A 20,478-nucleotide genomic window follows, 5' to 3' on the forward strand; every position below is an offset into this window, starting at 1 on the left:
AGCCAAAATTTCTGGTACAGATTTTTAGTTCCTCGCGGCTAAAAGTTTTCAGAAGTTAAGAGTAGCGCATCTTATGTGCACGGTAGCTCAAAGCAGCTAAAGTGGATGGTTTTAGGCTGTTTAAGCATCTGTAAAGCAGTAAATCATTATTGATGACCGGGAACGCCTAAATGTTCCCGCAGGCTTGATCTGGAAAAACAGCCTTCAGAACCAAGGCATGGTCTTGCGTGCTGACTTAATGTAGTAGGTCTTGAACTTGTCCTGCTCCTCCTCGTCCTTGACTTTTGGTTCTAATTATGATTTATCGCGATATTCCTCTAATTATTCCCATTCTGGCCGCCGGCTATGTAATGACTATTTATGTAGTGCTGATGTTGGCCCAACGCAGCGCTAAAATAACTCGATTGGGCGAGTAGTGCACTGCTGGGCAGCCGAAGTCGGCAGCAGCGCCCTCGCTTCACCCTTGAGAATTCGGAATACTCAATAATAACCCTGCCTTGAATGCTTGCGCGCAAAGGCAGGGTTATTATTTACAATTGCGGACACCGTGATTTTCTGGGCTGCTAGTTCCTGCAACACATAGCTACAGTTATCGATGTTCAATGCCAACAGCCTCTGAGGCAGGATATTATAAGTAGCAGCTTGTATCGCTAACGACAAGTTTCATGTCAGGGAAACTCTGCCAATGTTCCGAAAAAGCTATTAATTTTTTGTCAAAAACGCTGATTTTGAAGTTGTCTGCTATGAGCAAAAGCTCGCAATTTTTCTATTTTTTATGGCAATAACTTACAGAAATCAAACACTAATTTTATTAATCGATAAACCTGCTTACTCAACATAAATAATCCATACAATTGTACTGCAATCACATATTTCATCAAAGGGTAATTAAATGGCTGATACAGGCAGAGAGTCTCTGTCATTTATTCACAAATTCTCAAAAAAGAAAATCTAGATAGAGCCAAAAAAGTAAGTTTTAACTTTTAAAATATTCTCGATATAACTGTCTGGTATAAAACTAATTGCCAATATTACCGATCTATTAAAACTCTATTAATTTTTGATTGAAAAAACTCAAGCACAGAAGAGTAGAAGTGGTCAGAAATCATCCAGATCCACTGCCTAAATTTTTGTCGGAGGCAGACGAACTAAAACAAGTTTCGATAAATCTGATGCACAATGGTTTACAAGCGATAGATAATTGCCTAATTTTAAAATTAGAGGTGAGAGAAGAAAATCAGAGCCTGCTCGTCAGTGGCAACTGAATTACTTGGTAATTTTGCCACGAATATGTGATCCGTTGTTTACCACAAAACCCGCCGACGAAGGCAGCGGGTTGGAACTGGGGATTGTTAAAAAAAGTGTGGAAAAACATTTAGCTAAAATAGAAGTAACATCAGTTATCGGCTAAAGGACGTGTATCGTGCCAATTCATATCGCCGTTTAGCGCGATCGCACTAAAAATCATACCAATACGGGACTAAAATGCAACTTTAGACCGATGTCAATTCTCTATTGCTGTGAGGATACCGCGACTGTAAAATCTGAAATCTAAAATGGTATTAAGTGGCGGTTCCCCCTGCATCTATCCCCCTTGATTTGCCCATGTCAACAACAGTTTCTGATACCCAAAGCTTGCTAGAACAGGCGATCGACCCCAAACCGCCGGTGCTGCCTCCAGACACACCCTTGAAAGTCGCAATTGCTGCCATGACTCAGGCGAGTGCCAGTTGTATTTTAATCGCGTTTGAGCAGCAATTGCTCGGAATTTTTACAGAACGTGATGTTGTGAAAATAACTGCTAGCGAAATACCGCTAGCAGGGGTGGCAATTTCTGAGGTGATGACTGAAAACCCGATCGCCCTGAACCTCGATAAAGCGGGGAATATCTTCAAGGTATTGAGCATATTGCGATCGAAAAGAATCCGTCATTTACCCCTCCTAGACGAAGGTGGGAACTTGCTAGGCGCTATCACCTGCGAAAGCATCCGTAAAATCCTCAAACCGGCCGACTTGCTAAAAATGTGGCGCGCCGAAGAAATTATGACTAGACAATTAACAGTTACCTCAAGCAGCGCCTCAGTTTTAGAAGTCGCAAAACAGATGAGAACCCAGCGAAAAAGCTGCATAGTCATTTGCACTGACAGCGACAACAAAAATCAGAAACCTGTGGGCATAATTACAGAACGCGATATTGTTAAATTTCAAGCTTCTGGACTAGATTTCGCAGGTACTCCCGTCACCGCCGCGATGAGTTTTCCGCTGATACCGTTGCAAGTAAAAGCCACCTTGTGGCAGGCTCACCAGTTAATGCAGCAGCACGGCATCCGGCGCTTGGTGGTGGTGGACGAGGAAGGATATTTAGCCGGAATTGTGACTGAAATTAGCCTGCTGCAGGCCTTAGATCCGGTAGAAATGCACGCAAATGTTGAGCTTTTGCAGGAAACAGTTGCCGACAAAATTCAGGAGTTGAACAAAATGAACGAAGAATTGCAAAAAGAAGCGTTGCGGAGAACAGAAGTAGAAGAAAAATTGCGAATATTAAATGATAATTTGGAAGAACAAATAAAACAGCGAACTTTAGAATTAATTAATGCCAACAGTCAGTTAAAAAAGGAAATACAAGACCGCACCACCGCTGAAGCTGAAGTTCGCCGCCTGAACACAGAACTCGAACAGCGGGTTCTAGATCGCACCGTTCAACTAGCAGCCAGTAACGAAGAATTGCAGCAACAAATTAGCGATCGCAAATTGCTCGAAGAAAAATTGCACTTTTCTGAAAGGAAAGTACGCGCAGTTTTTGAAGCGATGACAGACATCGTTCTCGTGCTAGACAGTGAGCGGAACATAGAAGTTTTGCCTACGAATGTGGCAGCGGTTTTTGAACCGGATTGCGATATAGTCAGCTTGACCATCGAACATTTTTTTGACGACGACAACCCGGATGACTGGTGGATTTTAGTTCAGCAAGTGTTAGAAACACAACAAACTATCAATTTCGACTACAGCTTAACAGTTTGCGGTCGCAAAATTTGGTTTTCAGCCTGTATTTCTCTATTTTCAAAAGATGCAGTCATTTGGGTTGCCCGCAATATCAACGACCGCAAAATAGCCGAGTCAGCGCTGTGCCAAAAAAATGCTGAATTATCTCATACCTTAGAAGAACTGAAGCGAACTCAAAAAGAACTTATTCAATCAGAAAAAATGGCAGCCCTCGGACAGTTAATTGCCGGAGTTGCTCATGAAATCAATTCTCCTTTAGGGGCGATTCGCTCTTCTGTGCAGAACATCGCCGACTTCTGGACGGAACAGTTGCAGCAGTTGCCGATATTTTTTCAACAACTATCCCCGGAAAGGCGGCACGATTTCTTTGCTTTACTACACAAGTCCAGCCAAGAAACAGATACATTATCTAGTAAAGAAAAACGTCAGTTAAAAAAAGTTTTGCAGGGGCAATTAGAATCAGAAAACATTGACGACGCCGCTAGCCTTGCCTGTACTTTATTAGACATCGGTATCGGCAATAATGTAGAACCTTTTTTACCTTTGTTGAAAGACAGCCAAAGTCAAAACATTGTACAAATCGCCTACCAATTTGCTACGGTACTAAAAAGCACAAAAAATATTGCTACTGCCACGGATAGGGCAGCCAAAATCGTTTTTGCTTTAAAAAGCTACTCTCGTTACGACCAGTCGGGTTCCAAAGTAATCGCTAATATTACCGACGGTATTGATACTGTTTTAACGCTTTACCACTACCAAATTAAACACGGTGTGGAAGTAGTCAGAAACTATGGTACTAATTTGCCCTCTGTGCTATGCTATCCTGATGAACTCAGTCAAGTTTGGACAAATTTAGTTCACAATGCTTTACAAGCGATGGGTAACAAAGGCGTGTTAAAAATTGATGTCAAACACCAAGCGAACGCAATATCAGTCAGTATTACCGACAGTGGCCCCGGCATTCCCCCAGAAATTATGCCGAGAATTTTTGAGCCGTTTTTTACAACTAAACCTCCAGGGGAAGGCAGTGGTTTGGGATTAGATATAGTTCAAAAAATTCTGGAGAAACATCAAGGTGGACTGCAAGTAGAAAGCGTGCCTGGTAAAACAAAATTTACTATATCCTTGCCCATAGGAATCCCTTGATAGCAATACAACAAACAGGGAAATTACCAAATTTTACAATTTTAATTGAAGTAAAATTTTATGTCTAAACCAGTAATTTTGTGCGTTGACGATGAAGTTGTGGTCTTAAATAGTTTGAAAATTCAACTGAAAAAAGAATTTGGGGATGCTTACCTCTATGAAGTAGCAGAAAATGCAGATGAAGCTCTGGAAATTATGGAGGAAATTCAAAAAGAAGATGGAAGTGATATTTTAGTCATAGTATCTGACTGGTTAATGCCAGGGATTAAAGGAGATGATTTTTTGATTATGGTTCACCAAAAATATCCTAAAATTGTGAAAGTTATGCTGACAGGGCAAGCAGACGAAGTAGCAATATCACGGGTGAAAGAGCAAGCAAACTTGCACCGTTGTTTGTACAAGCCGTGGGAGCGCAAAGAATTAGTAGAAACAATAAAATCTGGCTTGACAAAAATATGAACAATAAACCTGTGATTATTTGTGTGGATGACGAACCGATAATTCTTGAAAGTTTGAAAATTGAGTTAAAAAAAACCCTGGGGGAAGAACACTTATTAGAAACCGCTGAAGGTGGCGAAGATGCTTTAGAGTTAATCGAGGAATTACTCGCAGAGGGTTGCGAAATCGTAGCAGTAATTTCCGACTATCTGATGCCGAATATCAAAGGGGACGAATTGCTGAAGCAGATTCACGTAATTTCGCCAAAAACTATCAAAATCATGCTAACGGGGCAAGCAGACCTAGAAGCAGTGGCGAATACTATTAAATATGCTAAATTGTACCGATACATATCGAAACCTTGGCAGTCGGAAGATTTGAAGTTGACGGTAAAAGAAGCGATTAACAGCTATTTTAGGGAGAAACAATTAGCGCAACAAAATTCTCAGCTCCAAAAGCTAAATCAAGAATTGGAAACTTTGGTCGAGGAGCGGACTGCACAACTGCGATTGTCTGAAGAAAAGTTTGCTAAAGCTTTTCGTTCTTCTCCCAACCCGATTACTATTACCAGATTTAATGACGGTCGTTATTTAGAAATTAATGAGGCTTTTTGTCAGACTATTGGTTATTCGGCTGCTGAAATTATCGATCGCACGGCGCTTGACTTGAATCTTTGGGAAAATATACAAGCCCGCACCGAGTTGTTTAAACTGTTAGATGAAAAACAAATTATTCTGAATTACGAATTTAATTTTCGCACTAAAACAGGGGAAGTTAGAACGGGGCTGCTGTCAGCAGAAATCATTGAGATTCATGGGGAAACCTGCGTAATTTCTGTGATTCAAGATATTAGCGATCGCAAATTAGCAGAAGAAAAACTCCGAGCTGTAGCGGCTTCTTTAGCAGCAGCGCAAAGAATTGCCCGTGTCGGTAATTGGGAATGCGATTTATCGGCCAACACAACTACTTGGTCGGAAGAATTATCTCGGATTTTTGGGATCGCTCCAACCGAGCCTGCGCCAACACTAACTGAGTTTTTGCAATACGTGCATCCCGACGATCGACAAAAGTGGCAAACAACGATCGACACTGCGATTGCTAGCGGGCAATCTTACACTTTGGAATATCGAATTCTGCGCCCGGAACAGAAAATTGTTGCGGATAATTCTCCGTCACAAATAAGTGAAGCCGGCTTCATCCGCTACATCGAAGCCAGAGGAGAAGTAGTTGTCAACCAACAAGGGCAAGTGACAAAACTATTCACAACTTTGATGGACATTACTCCACGCAAGCTAGCAGAAATAGCCCTAGCAGAGAGCGAAGAAAAATACCGTCATTTAGTTGAAACTTCCCAAGATGTTATCTGGTCTTGCAATGCTCAAGGACACATTACTTTTGTCAACCAAGCAGTTAAACAAATATACGGTTACGAGCCTGAAGAAATGCTAGGCTGTTCTTTTAGCGATTTCTTAGCCCCAGGAGAAATAGACTGGAAATGGGAACTTCAGCAGCGCTTGCTGACAGGAAAGACTGTGTTTCAGTACGAAAATATAGTATTAGGAAAAGATGGCAGAAAGATTGATATAAATACCAAGGCGATCGCGCGCATGGACGCAGAAGGAAACATCATCGGCACAACAGGGACTGCTAGCGATATTACCGAACGCAAACAAGCTGAAATAGTCCTGCAAAAAGCCAAAGAAGAAGCCGACAGAGCGAACAGGGCAAAAAGCGAATTTCTCTCGAATATGAGCCACGAATTGCGAACTCCCCTCAACGCAATTCTCGGTTTCAGTCAACTGCTGGCCCGCGACCCAGACCTCGATGCCGACCAACAGCAATACTTAGGAATTATTACCCAGAGCGGGGAACATTTGCTTGTTCTGATTAACAATATTCTGCAAATGTCAAAAATTGAAGTCGGGCTGGTGACACTTAATAATAGCACCTTCGACTTGCACAAAATGCTAATAAATACTGAAAATATGCTGAAGCTGCAAGCCGAAAAAAAGGGGTTGCAGTTAATTTTTGATTGTTCGCCAGCTCTCCCTCAATATATAGAAACTGACGAAAGCAAGTTGCGACAGGTTTTGATAAATGTAGTGGGAAATGCTATTAAATTCACGGCAGAAGGTGGTGTTAACTTGAGAATCAAACATGAGTTGTTAAAAACTAAAAAGGAGGGAGAGATTCAACCAATTGACAGTTGCTGTTTGCTATTTGAAGTGGAAGACACTGGTGCTGGAATTTCGGCGGCAGAAATGGAGAATTTGTTTAAACCTTTCGCGCAAACAGAAAGCGGTAAAAAAGCTCAAGAAGGAACCGGTTTGGGCTTGCCAATCAGCCAGCAGTTCGTTAAGTTAATGGGAGGGAAGATGACGGTAACAAGCACCCTCGGTCGGGGCAGCATTTTTAGATTTGATGTTAAAGTTTCGCTCCCTAATGCAGTGGAAATGCAGGTGGCTCAAACAGCTCGCCGAGTTGTGGGTCTCGAACCCGGACAGCCAGAATACCGGATTTTAGCTGTTGACGATCGCCTGGAAAGCCGCTTGCTGTTGGTTAGAATGTTGACATCGCTCGGCTTTGCGGTGCAGGAAGCTGAAAATGGCGTTCAAGCTGTGGAAATGTGGTCGAGTTGGGAACCTCATTTGATTTGGATGGATATGCGGATGCCGGTGATGGACGGTTACGAAGCTACTAAACAGATTAAAGCGCATTTGAAAGGTCAAGCAACGGTGATTATTGCTCTGACTGCAAGTGCTTTTGATGAGGAGCGATCGGTGATTTTGTCTGCTGGTTGCGATGATTTTGTAGCGAAGCCTTTTCGGGAGCAAGTGATTCTGGAAAAGATGGCTAAGTATCTGGGAGTCCGCTATATTTACGATCGAGAAGCTTCGCTAAGTTCTGATGCTGCGGTGTCTGCCGAGGTTTCCACGGCAACTGAAACGGCTGATTTGGCTTTTACGCTGAATACTTCATTTTTGGAAGCTATGCCTGCTGAATGGGTTGATGAATTGTATTCTGCGGCGGATGCGGTTGATAACGAGGAGATTTTTCGGCTGTTGTTGTCAATTCCTCCTATTAATGCTAGTTTCCGCAGCGCGCTCGCCGATTTGGCGAATAACTTCCGGTGCGATCGAATTATCGATTTGATTGAGGAGTTTAGAAATTGTTGAAGCATGAGAGAAGAAGGGATAATAGAGGCAGGTTCAGGATTATTGATCGTGTAGGTCGATCGCCTATTTGTAAACTCGCCTGCGGGCGATCGACTAATTTACTTGTAGCCCAGCTCCACACCCTGCTAATCATCAGTCATTCCCAATTCTTTAATGTCAAATCTAAAATCTTAACTAGGATAAGTTCTGTAAATATAAAAGGAGTTGATTGAGGAGTGAGTGCTACAATGAGTATTTAACCAGTTTTCCTAAATTCAATAATTCTTAAATTAACAAAAAATAGCGAGCGATGATCCACAATCAAATAGAAGAAAATAAAGGCAACATATTAATTGTTGACGATACTCCAGAAAATTTGCAAGTTTTATCAGCAACGCTGTCCGATCGAGGCTACAAAGTCCGCGGCGTAATTAACGGAAAAATGGCAATCAGAGCCGCGCGGTCTGGTTCTCCCGATTTGATTTTGCTCGACATCAAAATGCCGGAAATGGATGGCTACGAAGTCTGCACCCAGCTCAAGGAAGATCCGAAGACCTCGGAAATTCCCGTTATTTTTATCAGCGCTTTAGATGAAGTATTGGACAAACTAACCGCCTTTCAAGTTGGAGGGGTAGATTATGTCACAAAACCGTTTCATGTAGCAGAAGTTTTAGCGCGAATCGAACACCAACTGACTATCAAAAGACTGAAAAAACAATTGCTCGATCGCAATGCCGAACTGCAAGAAGAAATAATAGAACGCAAAAAAGCCGAAGAAGCAGCCGCCGCTGCATCCCTCGCAAAAAGTCAATTCGTTGCCAACATGAGCCACGAATTGCGGACTCCCCTGAACGCCATCCTGGGTTTTACCCAAGTCATGAGCCGCGACTCTTTGCTCAGCCACGAAAATCTCGAAAATCTCCGAATTATTAACCGCAGCGGTCAACATTTGCTAGAACTAATTAACGATGTTTTAGACTTGTCGAAAATAGAAGCAGGGATAATTGGCTTAGATGAACGCAGCTTTGACCTTTATCAACTCCTCGATACTCTCGAAGAAATGTTTCAAATTAAAGCTGAAACAAAAAAAATGCAACTGAGATTTTTCGTCGATGCTAATGTTCCCCAATATATAAAAACTGACGAAAAAAAGCTGCGCGTTTGCTTAATTAACCTGCTGGGAAATGCCATGAAATTTACTCGCGACGGGGGCCGCATTTGGCTGCGCGTGAGCGTGGAAAGCAACCAGCAACAGCCGGCAGAATCTGAAAGTCGTCTTAACTATACCTTCGTCGATCCATTGTTAATTTTGTTTGAAGTTGAAGACACTGGAATTGGCATATCAGCAGCAGAAATTGATACTTTATTCGATGCTTTCGTGCAAACACAAGCGGGGAGAAAAGCGGCTGATGGTACGGGGTTGGGTTTGACAATTACTAAAAAATACGTGCAGATAATGGGCGGGGATATTTGGGTAAAAAGTGTTTTAGGTGAGGGAACCAGTTTTAAATTTAATATCCGAGTAGTTGCCGCTATTTCGTCTGAAATAACAGTGGCGACTTTGCAGCGGGCGATCGGACTAGAAGCAGATCAACCGGTTTATCGGATTTTAGCGGTTGACGACAATCAAGAAAATCGGCTGCTGCTGGTTAAAATGTTGCAACCAATTGGTTTTGAAGTCCGAGAAGCGGAAAATGGCTACCAAGCGGTTGAACTTTGGGAAAGTTGGCAGCCTCATTTAATTTGGCTGGATACGCGAATGCCAGTAATGGACGGTTTTGAAGCTGTCCGACAAATTAGAGCCAAAGAGAAAGAAACTCAGTGGCGAACTGTAATTATTGCTCTGACTGCGAGCACTTTTGAGGAAAAAAAAGGCGAAATTATCGCCGCAGGTTGCGACGATTTTGTGCGGAAACCTTTTCAAGAACAAATCCTTTTTGATAAGATGGCTTGCTACTTGGGAGTCCGCTATCTTTATCAAGACTTGCCCCGACTCCCAGTCGGGGCTTTGCGGCGTTATTGTGTGAGCGAAAAACCCGATTCATTTTTCGGAGGGCTGCTGGCTCAAATGCCTCAAAGCTGGGTGCAGGAACTCTACGACGCAGCTAGTGATGTTAATGAAGAGCTGGCCATTCAACTTGTCGATCGCATCTGGGAAAGTCATCCAACTTTAGCTGAGGCTTTAAAAGATTTGCTTGCCGATTACCGACTCGACAAGATAATGGATTTAACTCAATCGAGTTTAAAATAAATGGATAATAGCGAAATTAAAGTATTGGTGGTTGATGACCAACCGAGCAATCTGCGGTTCTTATCCAAACTGCTAACATCCCAGAGGTATCAAGTTTACCGAGCTATTTCCGGTCAACTGGCGTTGAATGTTGCGATCGCCCATCGCCCGGATTTAATTTTGCTCGACATTAGAATGCCGGAAATGAACGGTTATGAAGTTTGTCGGAGACTGAAAGCGACACCAGAAACTGAACAAATTCCGGTAATTTTTTTAAGCGTATTAGATGAAATGAACGATAAATTACAAGCTTTTCGAGTAGGGGGCGCCGACTATATTACTAAACCATTTCAAGTAGAAGAAGTTTTAGCGCGCATCGACAAGCAAGTCCGCTTGCAAAAACTGCAACAGCAATTAAAAGAACAAAATTATCAACTGCAACAGTCGCAGTCGCTGCTTGCTAGCATATTAAATAGTTCCTTAGACTGTATGGTGGCTTATTCTGCTGTCCGCAACAGTGAGGGAAATATTGTAGATTTCCAGTGGCTCTTGATCAACCCTGCTGCCGAAAAATTTTATGGTTTGCTATTAAATGAGATAGTTGGCAAGAATTTTTTAGCCAAAGTTTCCCAATTTAGCAATAACAGGTTATTTGATTTGTATGTTTCTGTAGTAGAAACAGGAGAAACTGTAGATCGAGAATTTTATTACGAACAGGAGGGAGATACAATTGTTTGGCTGCACATTGTGGCGGTCAAATTAAACGATGGTCTGGCTGTAACATTTCGTAACATTACGGATCGCAAACGAGCAGAAATTGCCCTGCGAGACAGCGAAGAACGCTTCCGCGCGATATTCGAGCAAGCTGCGGTCGGCATAGCTAAAACAGCGCTTTGCGGTAAATTTATGCGGGTAAATCCCGGCTTTTGTCAAATTGTCCGCTATGCACAATCTGAATTGTTACAGCAAAATTGGGAGGCAATTACTCACCCAGATGATAGAGAAGCGGACAGAGAATACCTGGGGTCGCTGTTATCTGGGAAGATTCAAACTTTTTCTGTGGAGAAGCGTTTGCTATGCAAAGATGAGGCCGTGCGCTGGGCAAATGTTACTGTTTCGGCACTGCGCGATGTGAACGGGAAGCTGCAGTATTTGATTTGTGCGATTGAAGATATTTCCGAACGCAAGCTGGTACAAGAATTGCTGCAAGAGAGTTTAGACACTCAAACCCGCTACGCTCAAGAATTAACTCGTTCTAATGCCGAACTAGAACAGTTTGCTTACGTGGCTTCTCACGATTTGCAAGCGCCTTTGAGTACGATTGCTGGCTACGCTAAACTATTAGAAAAACGCTTGCCCAACCAACTCGATTCCCGAGGTAATAAATTTATCCGCAATATAGTTCATTCTTGCGAGCGGATGCAGGCGCTGATTGATGACTTGCTGGAGTATTCGCGGGTAGGTCGCAGTCAGAAACCTTTTGAGATGATAGATTGCAATCTGGTTTTTGAGGATGCTTGTGCTAATTTGCATTTGGCAATACGCGAGAATCAAGCTTCAGTTACTAAGGGGAATTTGCCAAGGGTAAAAGGTGACTGTTTTCAAATGCTGCAACTGTTTCAAAATTTAATTGGTAACGCGATTAAGTACCGCAGCAGTGAGGCGCCGGTGGTGCAGGTGGACGCTTCGCATCAGGGGGATAGCTGGGTGTTTTCAGTGCAGGATAATGGTATTGGGATTGCCTCACAGTATCATCCGCGAATTTTTCAGATTTTTCAGCGCTTGCACACCCAAAAACAGTATTCGGGAACTGGTATCGGTTTAGCGATTTGTCAAAGAATTGTCGAGCGGCATGGCGGTAGCCTGTGGGTAGAATCCGAACCCAATCGAGGCTCGACTTTTTATTTTTCTCTTCCTATATCAAAGTGAAGTCAGCAGTCCGCCTCCAGCAGTCAATCGATTTTAGATTTTAGATTTTAGATTTTAGATTTTAAATTTGAAGAAAGCGACCTCACTGATAAATCCGGGGGCTGGCGATCGGGATTCGGAGCTTTTTTCTCGCTCCACGGATGAATCCGGGGGCTGGTCACCAAATTGCTTGATTGTCACCCGTCCTTTACTTAAGCTTTTAATATCTTTATCTTTTCTTTACAAAAATGCTTATAAAGTGTAGCATATTCACTGATGACATCGAGCTATAAATCTATCAATATAAATCTATTAGCTCTATCCTTATACAACTTACAAATCAGCCGTGCGCGCAAGACTTGTTAATTTTTTTCAACTGTATCCAGAGCATCTTGCTTTGGGATGCAGTAGTTTCCATAGTAGTTCGCGGAGAAGGATTTGTGATGTGTTTGCAGTTGGCAGGTTCTCGGACAGACTGTCAAGTGAAACAAGCATGATTCGCAAACCTTTGCAAATGGAGACAAACGGTAAGTTACTCGAACACAATTTCAGTGTTCTCAGTCATATTTACCGGATGATGGCAAGAGATGCTTTGCAGGTACTCAGACACGGCTCAAAGTCCCTCGACCACACAAAAGACGTTTGTAGTGAGACAAAGCCGTGAATTATCAAAAGAAAAAATTTACTCTTTTAATAGCAAACGATGACGAGGCTACGCGCTTTTTGATGGAGGAAGCACTGGGAGAAGTTGGATTAGCAATCACGAGCGAATTTGTGGAAAATGGAGAACAAGTTCTAGACTACTTGTACCGTCGCGGTCAATATGTTGGTAGCAGCAATTGGCATCAGCCAGACTTGATTCTTTTGGATCTGAATATGCCGAGGCTGGACGGGCGAGAAACACTAACTTCGATCAGAGCTGACCCCCATTTGCAACAAATTCCGGTTGTAATACTCACAACTTCCCACCGCAGAGGAGATATCTTGCTTTGCTACCGCTTGGGAGCCAATTCCTTCATATCCAAACCAGTAACTTTTGAAGGATTGCTGGAAGTAATGAAGACTTTATGTGAGTATTGGTTTGAGCTCGTTTCACTCCCACCGGATATGTAAGCTTTAATGGAGCGCTAAATGCCTAGTTTGAGTGTATAGTGAATTTGATAAGCGGAAATATTTGCCGATCGCAAGTATCGCTCTCAAAACAAAAAAGTTGCCTTCGACTCGCTCCGAACGCTATAGTTGTGTTAACAAGTCACCAATGTCTGAAAATTTTGTTGGTTGAGGATGACCTCGGAGAGCCGACAATGATCGAAGACCTTCTAGGGTCATTCAGCGAGTCTCTCTTTCTGCTCCAAACTGTTAAGTCTGTGGAGAGAGGAGTCGGGTGTCTGGAAGTAGAAAAGTTTGACGCCGTACTATTAGATTTGTCAGTGGCAGACAGCTTGAGGGGAAGCGAGGCGATCGCAGTTTTGAAAGGGGGATGGCCCACATTGCCAATTGTGGTGCTGACAGATATCAGCGATGAAAATATTGCCCGGTCAGTATTGCGCTGGGGCGCTCAAGATTGTTTGGTAAAGGGAAGATTTCACCGAACTCTGCTGGTGCGGGCAATCCATTACGCGATCGAACGCCAGCAAATCGAAGAACAATTGCGACAGCAGGCTCTGCGACAGCGGCTGTTGGGCAAAATGATCGAACATATTCGATCGTCAATAGATCCAGCAAGCATTCTCCAAAGTACAGTCGCAGAAGTGCGCCAATTTCTCAAAACAGACCGCGTTTTAATTTATCGCTGTCAGGATTGGGTGTCTGAATTGGACGGGGAAGACCAAAAAGGTGCGATCGTCGCAGGTGACGGTTTGCCATTCGGTTATATTGAAAACCAAAATATTAGTGCTGCTTTGGCGGTGTCATGCTTTGTTTTAGTCGAATCCCAGTCGGTACAAGCAATAGCAGATGTCCGCACGGCCCCCTTGGCTGGCAGTTGCAAAGAATTGCTGGCTGATTGTGAAATTGCAGCCGTTATCAGCGTACCAATTTGGCAATCAGGCGACTGGGAAACGGCAAAAGAAACACAAGAAGCCACTGTTTGGGAAGTCGAGAAAAATCAAGATGCAGCGGAAAATTATATCTGGCACCAGGCGAGTGACAAACCGCAGGCGCAGGGGGAAAATTTGCCGAATTCGATCGCAGAAAATGGCAATAGTTTGTGGGGAATGCTGACAGCATACAATTGCAGTGGTGTCAGGGAATGGCAACAGTGGGAAATAGATTTTTTACAGCACTTGGCAAATCAAGTGGCGATCGCGATCGAACAATCTCAACTTTACCGCAAGCTAGCAATAGCCAATCAAAAATTGCAGCAACTGGCAACTACTGACGGACTGACTGGCATTGCCAATCGCCGCCAGTTCGATCGCGTTTTGAGCTTAGAGTGGCGTAGATTGGCAAGAGAGAAACTGCCACTGTCTTTAATTATGTTTGACATCGACTTTTTTAAACTTTACAACGAGTTTTATGGACACCTGGGCGGGGACGATTGTTTGCGCCAAGTTGCCGGGGCGATCGCCAGAGAGGCCAACCGACCTGGGGATTTGACTGCCCGCTACGGTGGCGAAGAATTTGCCCTAGTGCTGCCCAACACCAGCGCCCTAGGGGCAAACGCTGTCGCCCGGAAAATTTGCGACGGCATCGCCTGCTTGAAACTGCCCCACGCGCGATCGTCGATCGGCCCCTACGTTACCCTCAGTTGCGGCATTGCAACAGCGATTCCTTCTGCCCGGGAATCTCCCAACACCCTAATTCGCAGCGCTGACAGAGCCCTTTTTCAAGCCAAAACCGAAGGCAAAAATCGCATTTGTCACGCTAGCAGTAACTCGGAATCTTCCCCGATTGTTATGTAAAATTTGAAGGTAATTGGTAATTAGGATCGCGAATTAAATAACTTATAATTTTCATTGTTATTGTGGGATGGGCCTGAAAGCCCGTCTTTTAAGGACGGGCGGGACGCCCATCCCACTTTCAAGAGTGGAAGTTATTTAATTCTCATTCCTTAGTAAGATCGTGTTTGATTTTTCACTCACAACTCATAACTCATAACTCATATTGTTGACCTTTGCATCAGAATAATAATTTTTTGATTGCACTGCCAGCGGAATGCGATCGAGTGACCAGGAGCAAGGATAATGCTCGCTTGCAGGGTATAATTCCGATGTTACGGTATTTGATATTACGGAGATGTTGCACCATTCTCAATTACTTGTTTAGCAACAGGCTTTCCGGCCTGTGAAGCGAGAAAATTCCTCTTTGTGGAACAGGCCGGAAAGCCTGTTAAGCGAGAATGGTGCAAGATGTGAGATATTACCCATTTTTGCTTCCCAATTTCCAATTACCAATTGCTAATTTACTGCCCCTAATTTGAATTCGTACCAGTTAAATTCGATCGCACTGGAATTTCAATCAAAAACTCCGCTCCCTCACCCGGTGTCGAAATACAGCTCAATCTGCCGCCGTGGCGATCGACTATAATCGAGTGAGAAATCGACAGTCCCAAACCCGTACCCTTGCCCACAGGTTTAGTTGTGAAAAACGGGTCAAACAGCCTCGATCGCACTGACTCCGGTATCCCCCCCCCGTTGTCTGCAATCGATACCGCTACGAAGTCGGCAGCCACCTGATAACTGCGAATAGCGATCGTGCTGGGATGTCGATCGCACTCCTCGATCGAACGCTGCTTGTCCCGTTCTTCCAAAGCATCGATCGCATTAATCAAAATATTCATAAATACCTGATTCAACTCGCCAGGAAAACATTCAATTTGTGGCAATACTTGGTAATCTTTAACTATCTGAATTTCTCCATGACTGCTGTGAGATTTTAACCGATTTTGCAAAATCATCAAAGTGCTATCAATTCCCTCGTGAATGTTAACCGACTTCCCAGCAGATTCGTCCAATCTGGAAAAATTACGCAGCGATTTCACAATCTCGACAATTCGCTCGGTTCCTACTTGCATCGAATTAAACAATTTCGGGAAATCCTCAGCAATATAATCCAAGTCTATTTCATCAATTTTCTCCAATACTCCGGCTGGAGGATGAGGACAGTAATGCTGGTAAAGTTTAATCAATTCCAGCAAATCTAAAGTGTAATTGCGAGCCGGATTGATATTTCCGTGAATAAAGCTAACAGGGTTATTAATTTCGTGAGCAACACCAGCAACTAACTGACCCAAACTCACCATTTTTTCATTTTGAACGAGCTGAGCTTGAGTCGTTCGGAGCTTGTTAATAGCTGCTTCTAACTCTAGCGCTTTTGAACGTTCTCGCGCTTCCGATTCCTGCAAAGCTGACTCGGCTTGTTTGCGATCGGCAATTTCACTTTGTGCTTGCTCAAACAGCATTGATTGCTGGATCGCGATCGCCAACTGCACGCTAATTTGTTTGAGACACTCGACCTCAATTTCCAGCCACTGGCGAGGGCCCGCGCACTCGTGGGCAATCAATAGCCCCCACAACTTCTCGCCTTGCAAAATCGGCACTACCAAATTAGCTCGCACCTGAAATTGACTTAATAAATCAATGTAACACTGGGAAAGACCTGCTTTGTAAATATCATCCACAGCTAGAGGGCGACCGTCTTCGCAAGCAGAAGCATAGCTGTCTTCTAAGCAGGAATCTTTAATAGTTATTCCCTGAATCGACTGCCAATTTTCGCCCACAGACTCGACAGTTATAAAACCGCTCCAATCGGGATTAAAGCGATAAATAACTGTCCGGTCTGTTTGCAAAAACTGCCGTACTTCAGCAACAGCTTTTGTCAAAATTTCTTCTAAATTGAGAGAAAATCGAATGCGCTCCAGCATTTTAACCACCAGGCGTTCGCGCTTTAATTGCTGGCGCAAGATAGCCTCGGCAAGTTTGCGAGCGCTAATATCTTCAATTACAGCAATTACATAGCTAGGTTCCCCAAACTCATCCCGCACTAAAGATACAGTCATATTAGTCCAAACAAATGAACCGTCTTTGCGAACAAAGCGTTTTTCAATAGAATAATTAAAAATTTCTCCAGCTAACAGTCTGTCGCGCGACTCGACATCTGCTGCTACATCTTCTGGGTGATAAATGTCCCCAAAATTTCGCGATCTTAGCTCTAATTCTGAGTAACCTACAATATTGCAAAACCCTTGATTTGCATTCAAAAATTTACCGTCAAGCCACACTTTAACAATGCCAATTGCCGCTTGTTCAAATACAGCTCGAAATCGCTGTTCGCTTTCTTGTAAAGCAATTTCTGCTTTTTTGCGATGGCTAATATCCATTGCCGTGCCACACAGCCGCACCACCTGACCCAACTCATTTTTAACAGCTTTTCCTTTAGCGTTAACGTGCCTAATTTCTCCTGATGGAAAATAGATGCGGTGGTCGATATCGTAAGCTGTTCCTTCAGTCAGTGCTTTTTGTACAACTTCTGCAAACCTTTCTTTGTCATCGGCATGAATTTGCTCTAAAAGTTCTTCCATTGTCGGTGGCAGATTCAATTCTCGACCGTAAACTCGAAACAGTTCTTCCGACCAAGTAATAACTCCTGTCTCCCTATCAAATTCCCAATTGCCGATGCGGGCTATTTTTTGCGCTGCTTGCAACTGTTCGGCAAGTTGTTGCAAAGATGCGATCAACTGCGTTTTTTCGGCTTCTGCTGCAACGCGGGCACTAATATCTTTGTGAGTGCCTGCTATCCGCAGCGGCGTACCCCATTCGTCGTACTCGACCACCTTGCCCATCGCTAGAATCCACTGCCAATTGCCCGCTTTATTGAGCATCCGAAATTCAAATTCATAGATATCAGTCTCACCTTCCAAATAGGAATTCAAACATTCCATTACCTTCACTCTGTCTTCGGGATGCACCAAACTTTCCCAACCTTTGAGGTTATTTTCAATTTCGGTTTCTGCATAGCCTAGCATTGATTTCCAATAAAAGTCGAAATAAGTTTCGCCCGTAGCTATATTCCAATCCCACAGCCCCAAAGAGCTGCCTGAAACCGCCAACTGTAATCGCTCTTGACTGAGTTTTAATGCCGACGCAGTGCGTTTTATTTCTGTGATGTCGGCAATTATGGCTATCATTCCTATCGGTTGCCTAGCGCTATCTTTAATGCAGTTAGCTCGCAAGAAAGTTTCTACAATATCGCCATTTTTACTCTTGATTTCAATTTCATTTTCCCAAGAAAAACCTTTCCGCAGCACCCTAAATAACTTTCTCAAGTCTTGAGATTTGGGGTACATTACTGCTGGGCCGCCGGCATTATTTAGTTCCTCAACTGTATAGCCGTAGCGCTGAATAAATGCTTGATTGTGATAAACGGAATAACCGTCTAAATCTGCGATCGCGATCGCATCGCTAGCGCTGTCTACAGCTTGAGTTATCAGGCACAGAGTCAGTTCGGCTTGTTTGCGATGGGTAATATCAAAAATCGCTCTGTCGAGCCACAAAACCAGCCCTTCTAGATTGTAAGTTGGCCTACCTCTTTCCGACACCCACCGCACCGCTCCGTCATCGCGAACAATGCGGTATTCTAGATTGTACGGCTGTTTCGACTCTACTGCTGCGCTGATTTGTCGATCGACCATTTCCTTGTCTGCCTCGTGGACAATGCTCGCAAAACTCAAGCGGTTGTTGCCAATAAAATCCCCAGCAGGATACCCGCTAATTACCTCAATTTCATCGCTAATAAATACCATCGTCCACTCAGCATCGTACAAGCTGCGACAGATAGCGCCAGGGATATTCTCAACAAGCGAGCGAAATCTAGCTTCGCTATCCCGCAAAGCTGCTTCTGCCTGTTTTAAATCAGTAATATCCAGCACCATTCCTTCCCAAACTATATCCCCTTCCTGCCCTATTTCAGTCGCACAATCAACTCGTTCCGGTCTCGACGAAGCCCCTCGCATCCACTTAAGTTTTCCCGACGGCAGAATCGCCCGCCATTCCTGCTGCCAGGGCTGCATATTGGCCGCAGAAACAGCAATAGATTCTGCCACTTTTTGGCTGTCGTCTGGATGAAGACAACTGAACATAAGTTCGGGATTTTGGTAAATATTTTCTGGTTCCAATTCATATAAATCCCTGCAGCCAGAAGAAATGTAAGAAAAATATATTTTGCCGTCGATTGAAAGCCGAAATTGATAAATTACTCCCGGCAAGTTAGCCGCCAGTTGCTGCAATCTAGTTTCGCTTTCTTCCAGCGCTAATTGTTTGCGCCTATCCTGAGTGATATCTCGAATTATCCCCACGAGAATTTTACTGCAGCCGGTATTTTCAAAGACAGCTTTTTTAATAGACAGAATGTGCTTGGCACCGCTGGCGTCCGTAAATATTTCCTCGCTATCGTTTTCTTCCCCCGTCCTAAACACTTGTTCGTCATTCTGCCAAAAAATATCAGCTTCTTGTTTTGGGAAAAAGTCGTAATCCGACTTGCCCAGCAGTTCCTCGCGCTGCTTGCCGAGCAGCTTGCAAAAAGCATTATTTAACAGTATCCAGCGGTGATCTTCGTCCTTGACAAAAATGGGGTCAGCCAGTGCATCTATCGTATAATTCAAAAACTTTTTACTAGCTTCCAGTTCGGAGAGAGCTATAATTCTCTCAGTAATATCGTGGATACTTCCTGTCGTCCCCTGCACCTCGCCGTTCCCGCCCAACATCAAAAATTCTTGCACTTCCACCCACCGAATTTCGCCATTTTTGGTAAGATATCGAATTTGATAGCAATTGGATGTTTCTTGATTTTCGCTCAGACCTGTCAACGAATTTAAATATTGGTATTGATCCTCAGAATGAATGTAACTCAAACAGGAAGTTCCTAAGCTTTCATCAACGGTAAATCCGCTAATTTCCGTCCAAGCCGGATTGAGAAAAGTCCAATTGCCCGCAGTATTTGTTTCAAAAACAACTTCTTTGATATTGTCAACAACCTGCTGGTATTTTTCTTGACTTTTTTTCCATTCTGCTTGCCGTTTCTGGCGGGCGATCGCGCACTTTAGCGTCCGTACCAGCAGCCGGCTGTCTACCTGTCTTTTTACCAGATAATCTTGGGCCCCGGCAGCAATTAACTCGACAGCCAGTTCTTCGTCATCGGCCGCTGTCAGAATGACGATCGGAATATTTATACAGCAATCTTGCAGTCGGAAAAAAGTATTAAATTTTGGGCTGTCAGGAAGTGAAATATCTAATAAAATTACATCAAAAATTTGCTCCCTTAAAATTTCTATCGCTTCCCGAAAGCGAAATACATTGGTCACATCAATTAAGTGTCCTAGTTGGGGTTCAGACAGGAGTTCTTGAATGAACTCTGCATCTTCGGCACAATCTTCTACTAAAAGAATTTTTAAACCAAGCGTTAAAGTTGACTCAAACACAGATGTCATACCATTTTATATTTTATATTTTTGATTTGAGATTAGGAATGACTGATGACTATCGCAGTTGGGTTCTTGCGTTGAGGGGCATTTTTTTACTGCTATCCTTTTGCTATTTTTTAGTAATTATAAAATCTCAGCAGCGGATGCAGCTACCTAGCTGATGATTGGGGAACTTGAAC

General features: G+C 43.5%; 10 protein-coding genes. 9 read left to right on the top strand and 1 reads right to left on the bottom strand.

Annotated elements, in window-relative coordinates; genetic code table 11:
* Nucleotides 1-1,279 precede the first annotated feature (1,279 nt).
* The 9 genes from QUA50_RS08095 to QUA50_RS08135 all read left to right on the top strand — a co-directional run bounded on the left by QUA50_RS08095 (nt 1,280) and on the right by QUA50_RS08135 (nt 14,783).
* Entirely contained in the window at nt 1,280-1,411 is a 132-nt protein-coding gene (locus tag QUA50_RS08095; RefSeq protein WP_333298573.1) for a hypothetical protein, read from the top strand.
* 194 nt (nt 1,412-1,605) lie between these two features.
* On the top strand, nt 1,606-4,149 hold the full coding sequence (locus QUA50_RS08100) for a CBS domain-containing protein (RefSeq protein WP_333261194.1): 2,544 nt from the start codon (nt 1,606-1,608) through the stop codon (nt 4,147-4,149).
* A gap of 60 nt (nt 4,150-4,209) precedes the next feature.
* Nucleotides 4,210-4,608 carry a response regulator gene (locus QUA50_RS08105; RefSeq protein ID WP_333261191.1) on the top strand — a complete coding sequence of 133 codons (399 nt, stop codon included), beginning with the start codon at nt 4,210-4,212 and terminating at the stop codon, nt 4,606-4,608.
* A complete protein-coding gene (locus tag QUA50_RS08110; protein ID WP_333261188.1) occupies nt 4,605-7,763 on the top strand; it encodes a PAS domain S-box protein in 3,159 nt (1,052 codons plus the stop codon). Before QUA50_RS08105 ends, QUA50_RS08110 begins: the two co-directional genes overlap by 4 nt.
* Before the next feature lie 289 nt (nt 7,764-8,052).
* Entirely contained in the window at nt 8,053-9,993 is a 1,941-nt protein-coding gene (locus QUA50_RS08115; protein WP_333261185.1) for a response regulator, read from the top strand.
* Nucleotides 9,994-11,901: a PAS domain S-box protein gene (locus tag QUA50_RS08120; protein WP_333261182.1), complete on the top strand. Its 1,908-nt coding sequence runs from the start codon at nt 9,994-9,996 to the stop codon at nt 11,899-11,901.
* Between the two features lie 472 nt (nt 11,902-12,373).
* A complete protein-coding gene (locus tag QUA50_RS08125) occupies nt 12,374-12,544 on the top strand; it encodes a hypothetical protein (protein ID WP_333261178.1) in 171 nt (56 codons plus the stop codon).
* The gene (locus QUA50_RS08130) at nt 12,541-12,993 is read left to right on the top strand and encodes a response regulator (RefSeq protein WP_333261175.1); all 453 of its coding nucleotides are present in this window, start codon (nt 12,541-12,543) and stop codon (nt 12,991-12,993) included. The genes QUA50_RS08125 and QUA50_RS08130 overlap by 4 nt, the downstream gene beginning before the upstream one ends.
* A 128-nt stretch (nt 12,994-13,121) precedes the next feature.
* On the top strand, nt 13,122-14,783 hold the full coding sequence (locus QUA50_RS08135) for a diguanylate cyclase domain-containing protein (protein WP_333261172.1): 1,662 nt from the start codon (nt 13,122-13,124) through the stop codon (nt 14,781-14,783).
* A gap of 509 nt (nt 14,784-15,292) precedes the next feature.
* On the opposite strand, the gene QUA50_RS08140 is transcribed toward QUA50_RS08135, so the two are convergent.
* Entirely contained in the window at nt 15,293-20,305 is a 5,013-nt protein-coding gene (locus QUA50_RS08140) for a PAS domain S-box protein (protein ID WP_333261169.1), read from the bottom strand.
* Between the last annotated feature and the right edge of the window lie 173 nt (nt 20,306-20,478).

The organism is Microcoleus sp. M2_D5 (genome assembly GCF_036701935.1).
Taxonomy (GTDB): domain Bacteria; phylum Cyanobacteriota; class Cyanobacteriia; order Cyanobacteriales; family Microcoleaceae; genus Microcoleus.

Excerpts from the sequence above, each read along its gene's own strand:
- QUA50_RS08115 (WP_333261185.1), top strand. The coding sequence starts at position 8,053 with ATGATCCACAATCAAATAGAAGAAAATAAAGGCAACATATTAATTGTT.
- QUA50_RS08100 (WP_333261194.1), top strand. The coding sequence starts at position 1,606 with ATGTCAACAACAGTTTCTGATACCCAAAGCTTGCTAGAACAGGCGATC.
- QUA50_RS08105 (WP_333261191.1), top strand. The coding sequence starts at position 4,210 with ATGTCTAAACCAGTAATTTTGTGCGTTGACGATGAAGTTGTGGTCTTA.
- QUA50_RS08120 (WP_333261182.1), top strand. The coding sequence starts at position 9,994 with ATGGATAATAGCGAAATTAAAGTATTGGTGGTTGATGACCAACCGAGC.
- QUA50_RS08140 (WP_333261169.1), bottom strand. The coding sequence starts at position 20,305 with ATGACATCTGTGTTTGAGTCAACTTTAACGCTTGGTTTAAAAATTCTT.
- QUA50_RS08110 (WP_333261188.1), top strand. The coding sequence starts at position 4,605 with ATGAACAATAAACCTGTGATTATTTGTGTGGATGACGAACCGATAATT.
- QUA50_RS08125 (WP_333261178.1), top strand. The coding sequence starts at position 12,374 with ATGATTCGCAAACCTTTGCAAATGGAGACAAACGGTAAGTTACTCGAA.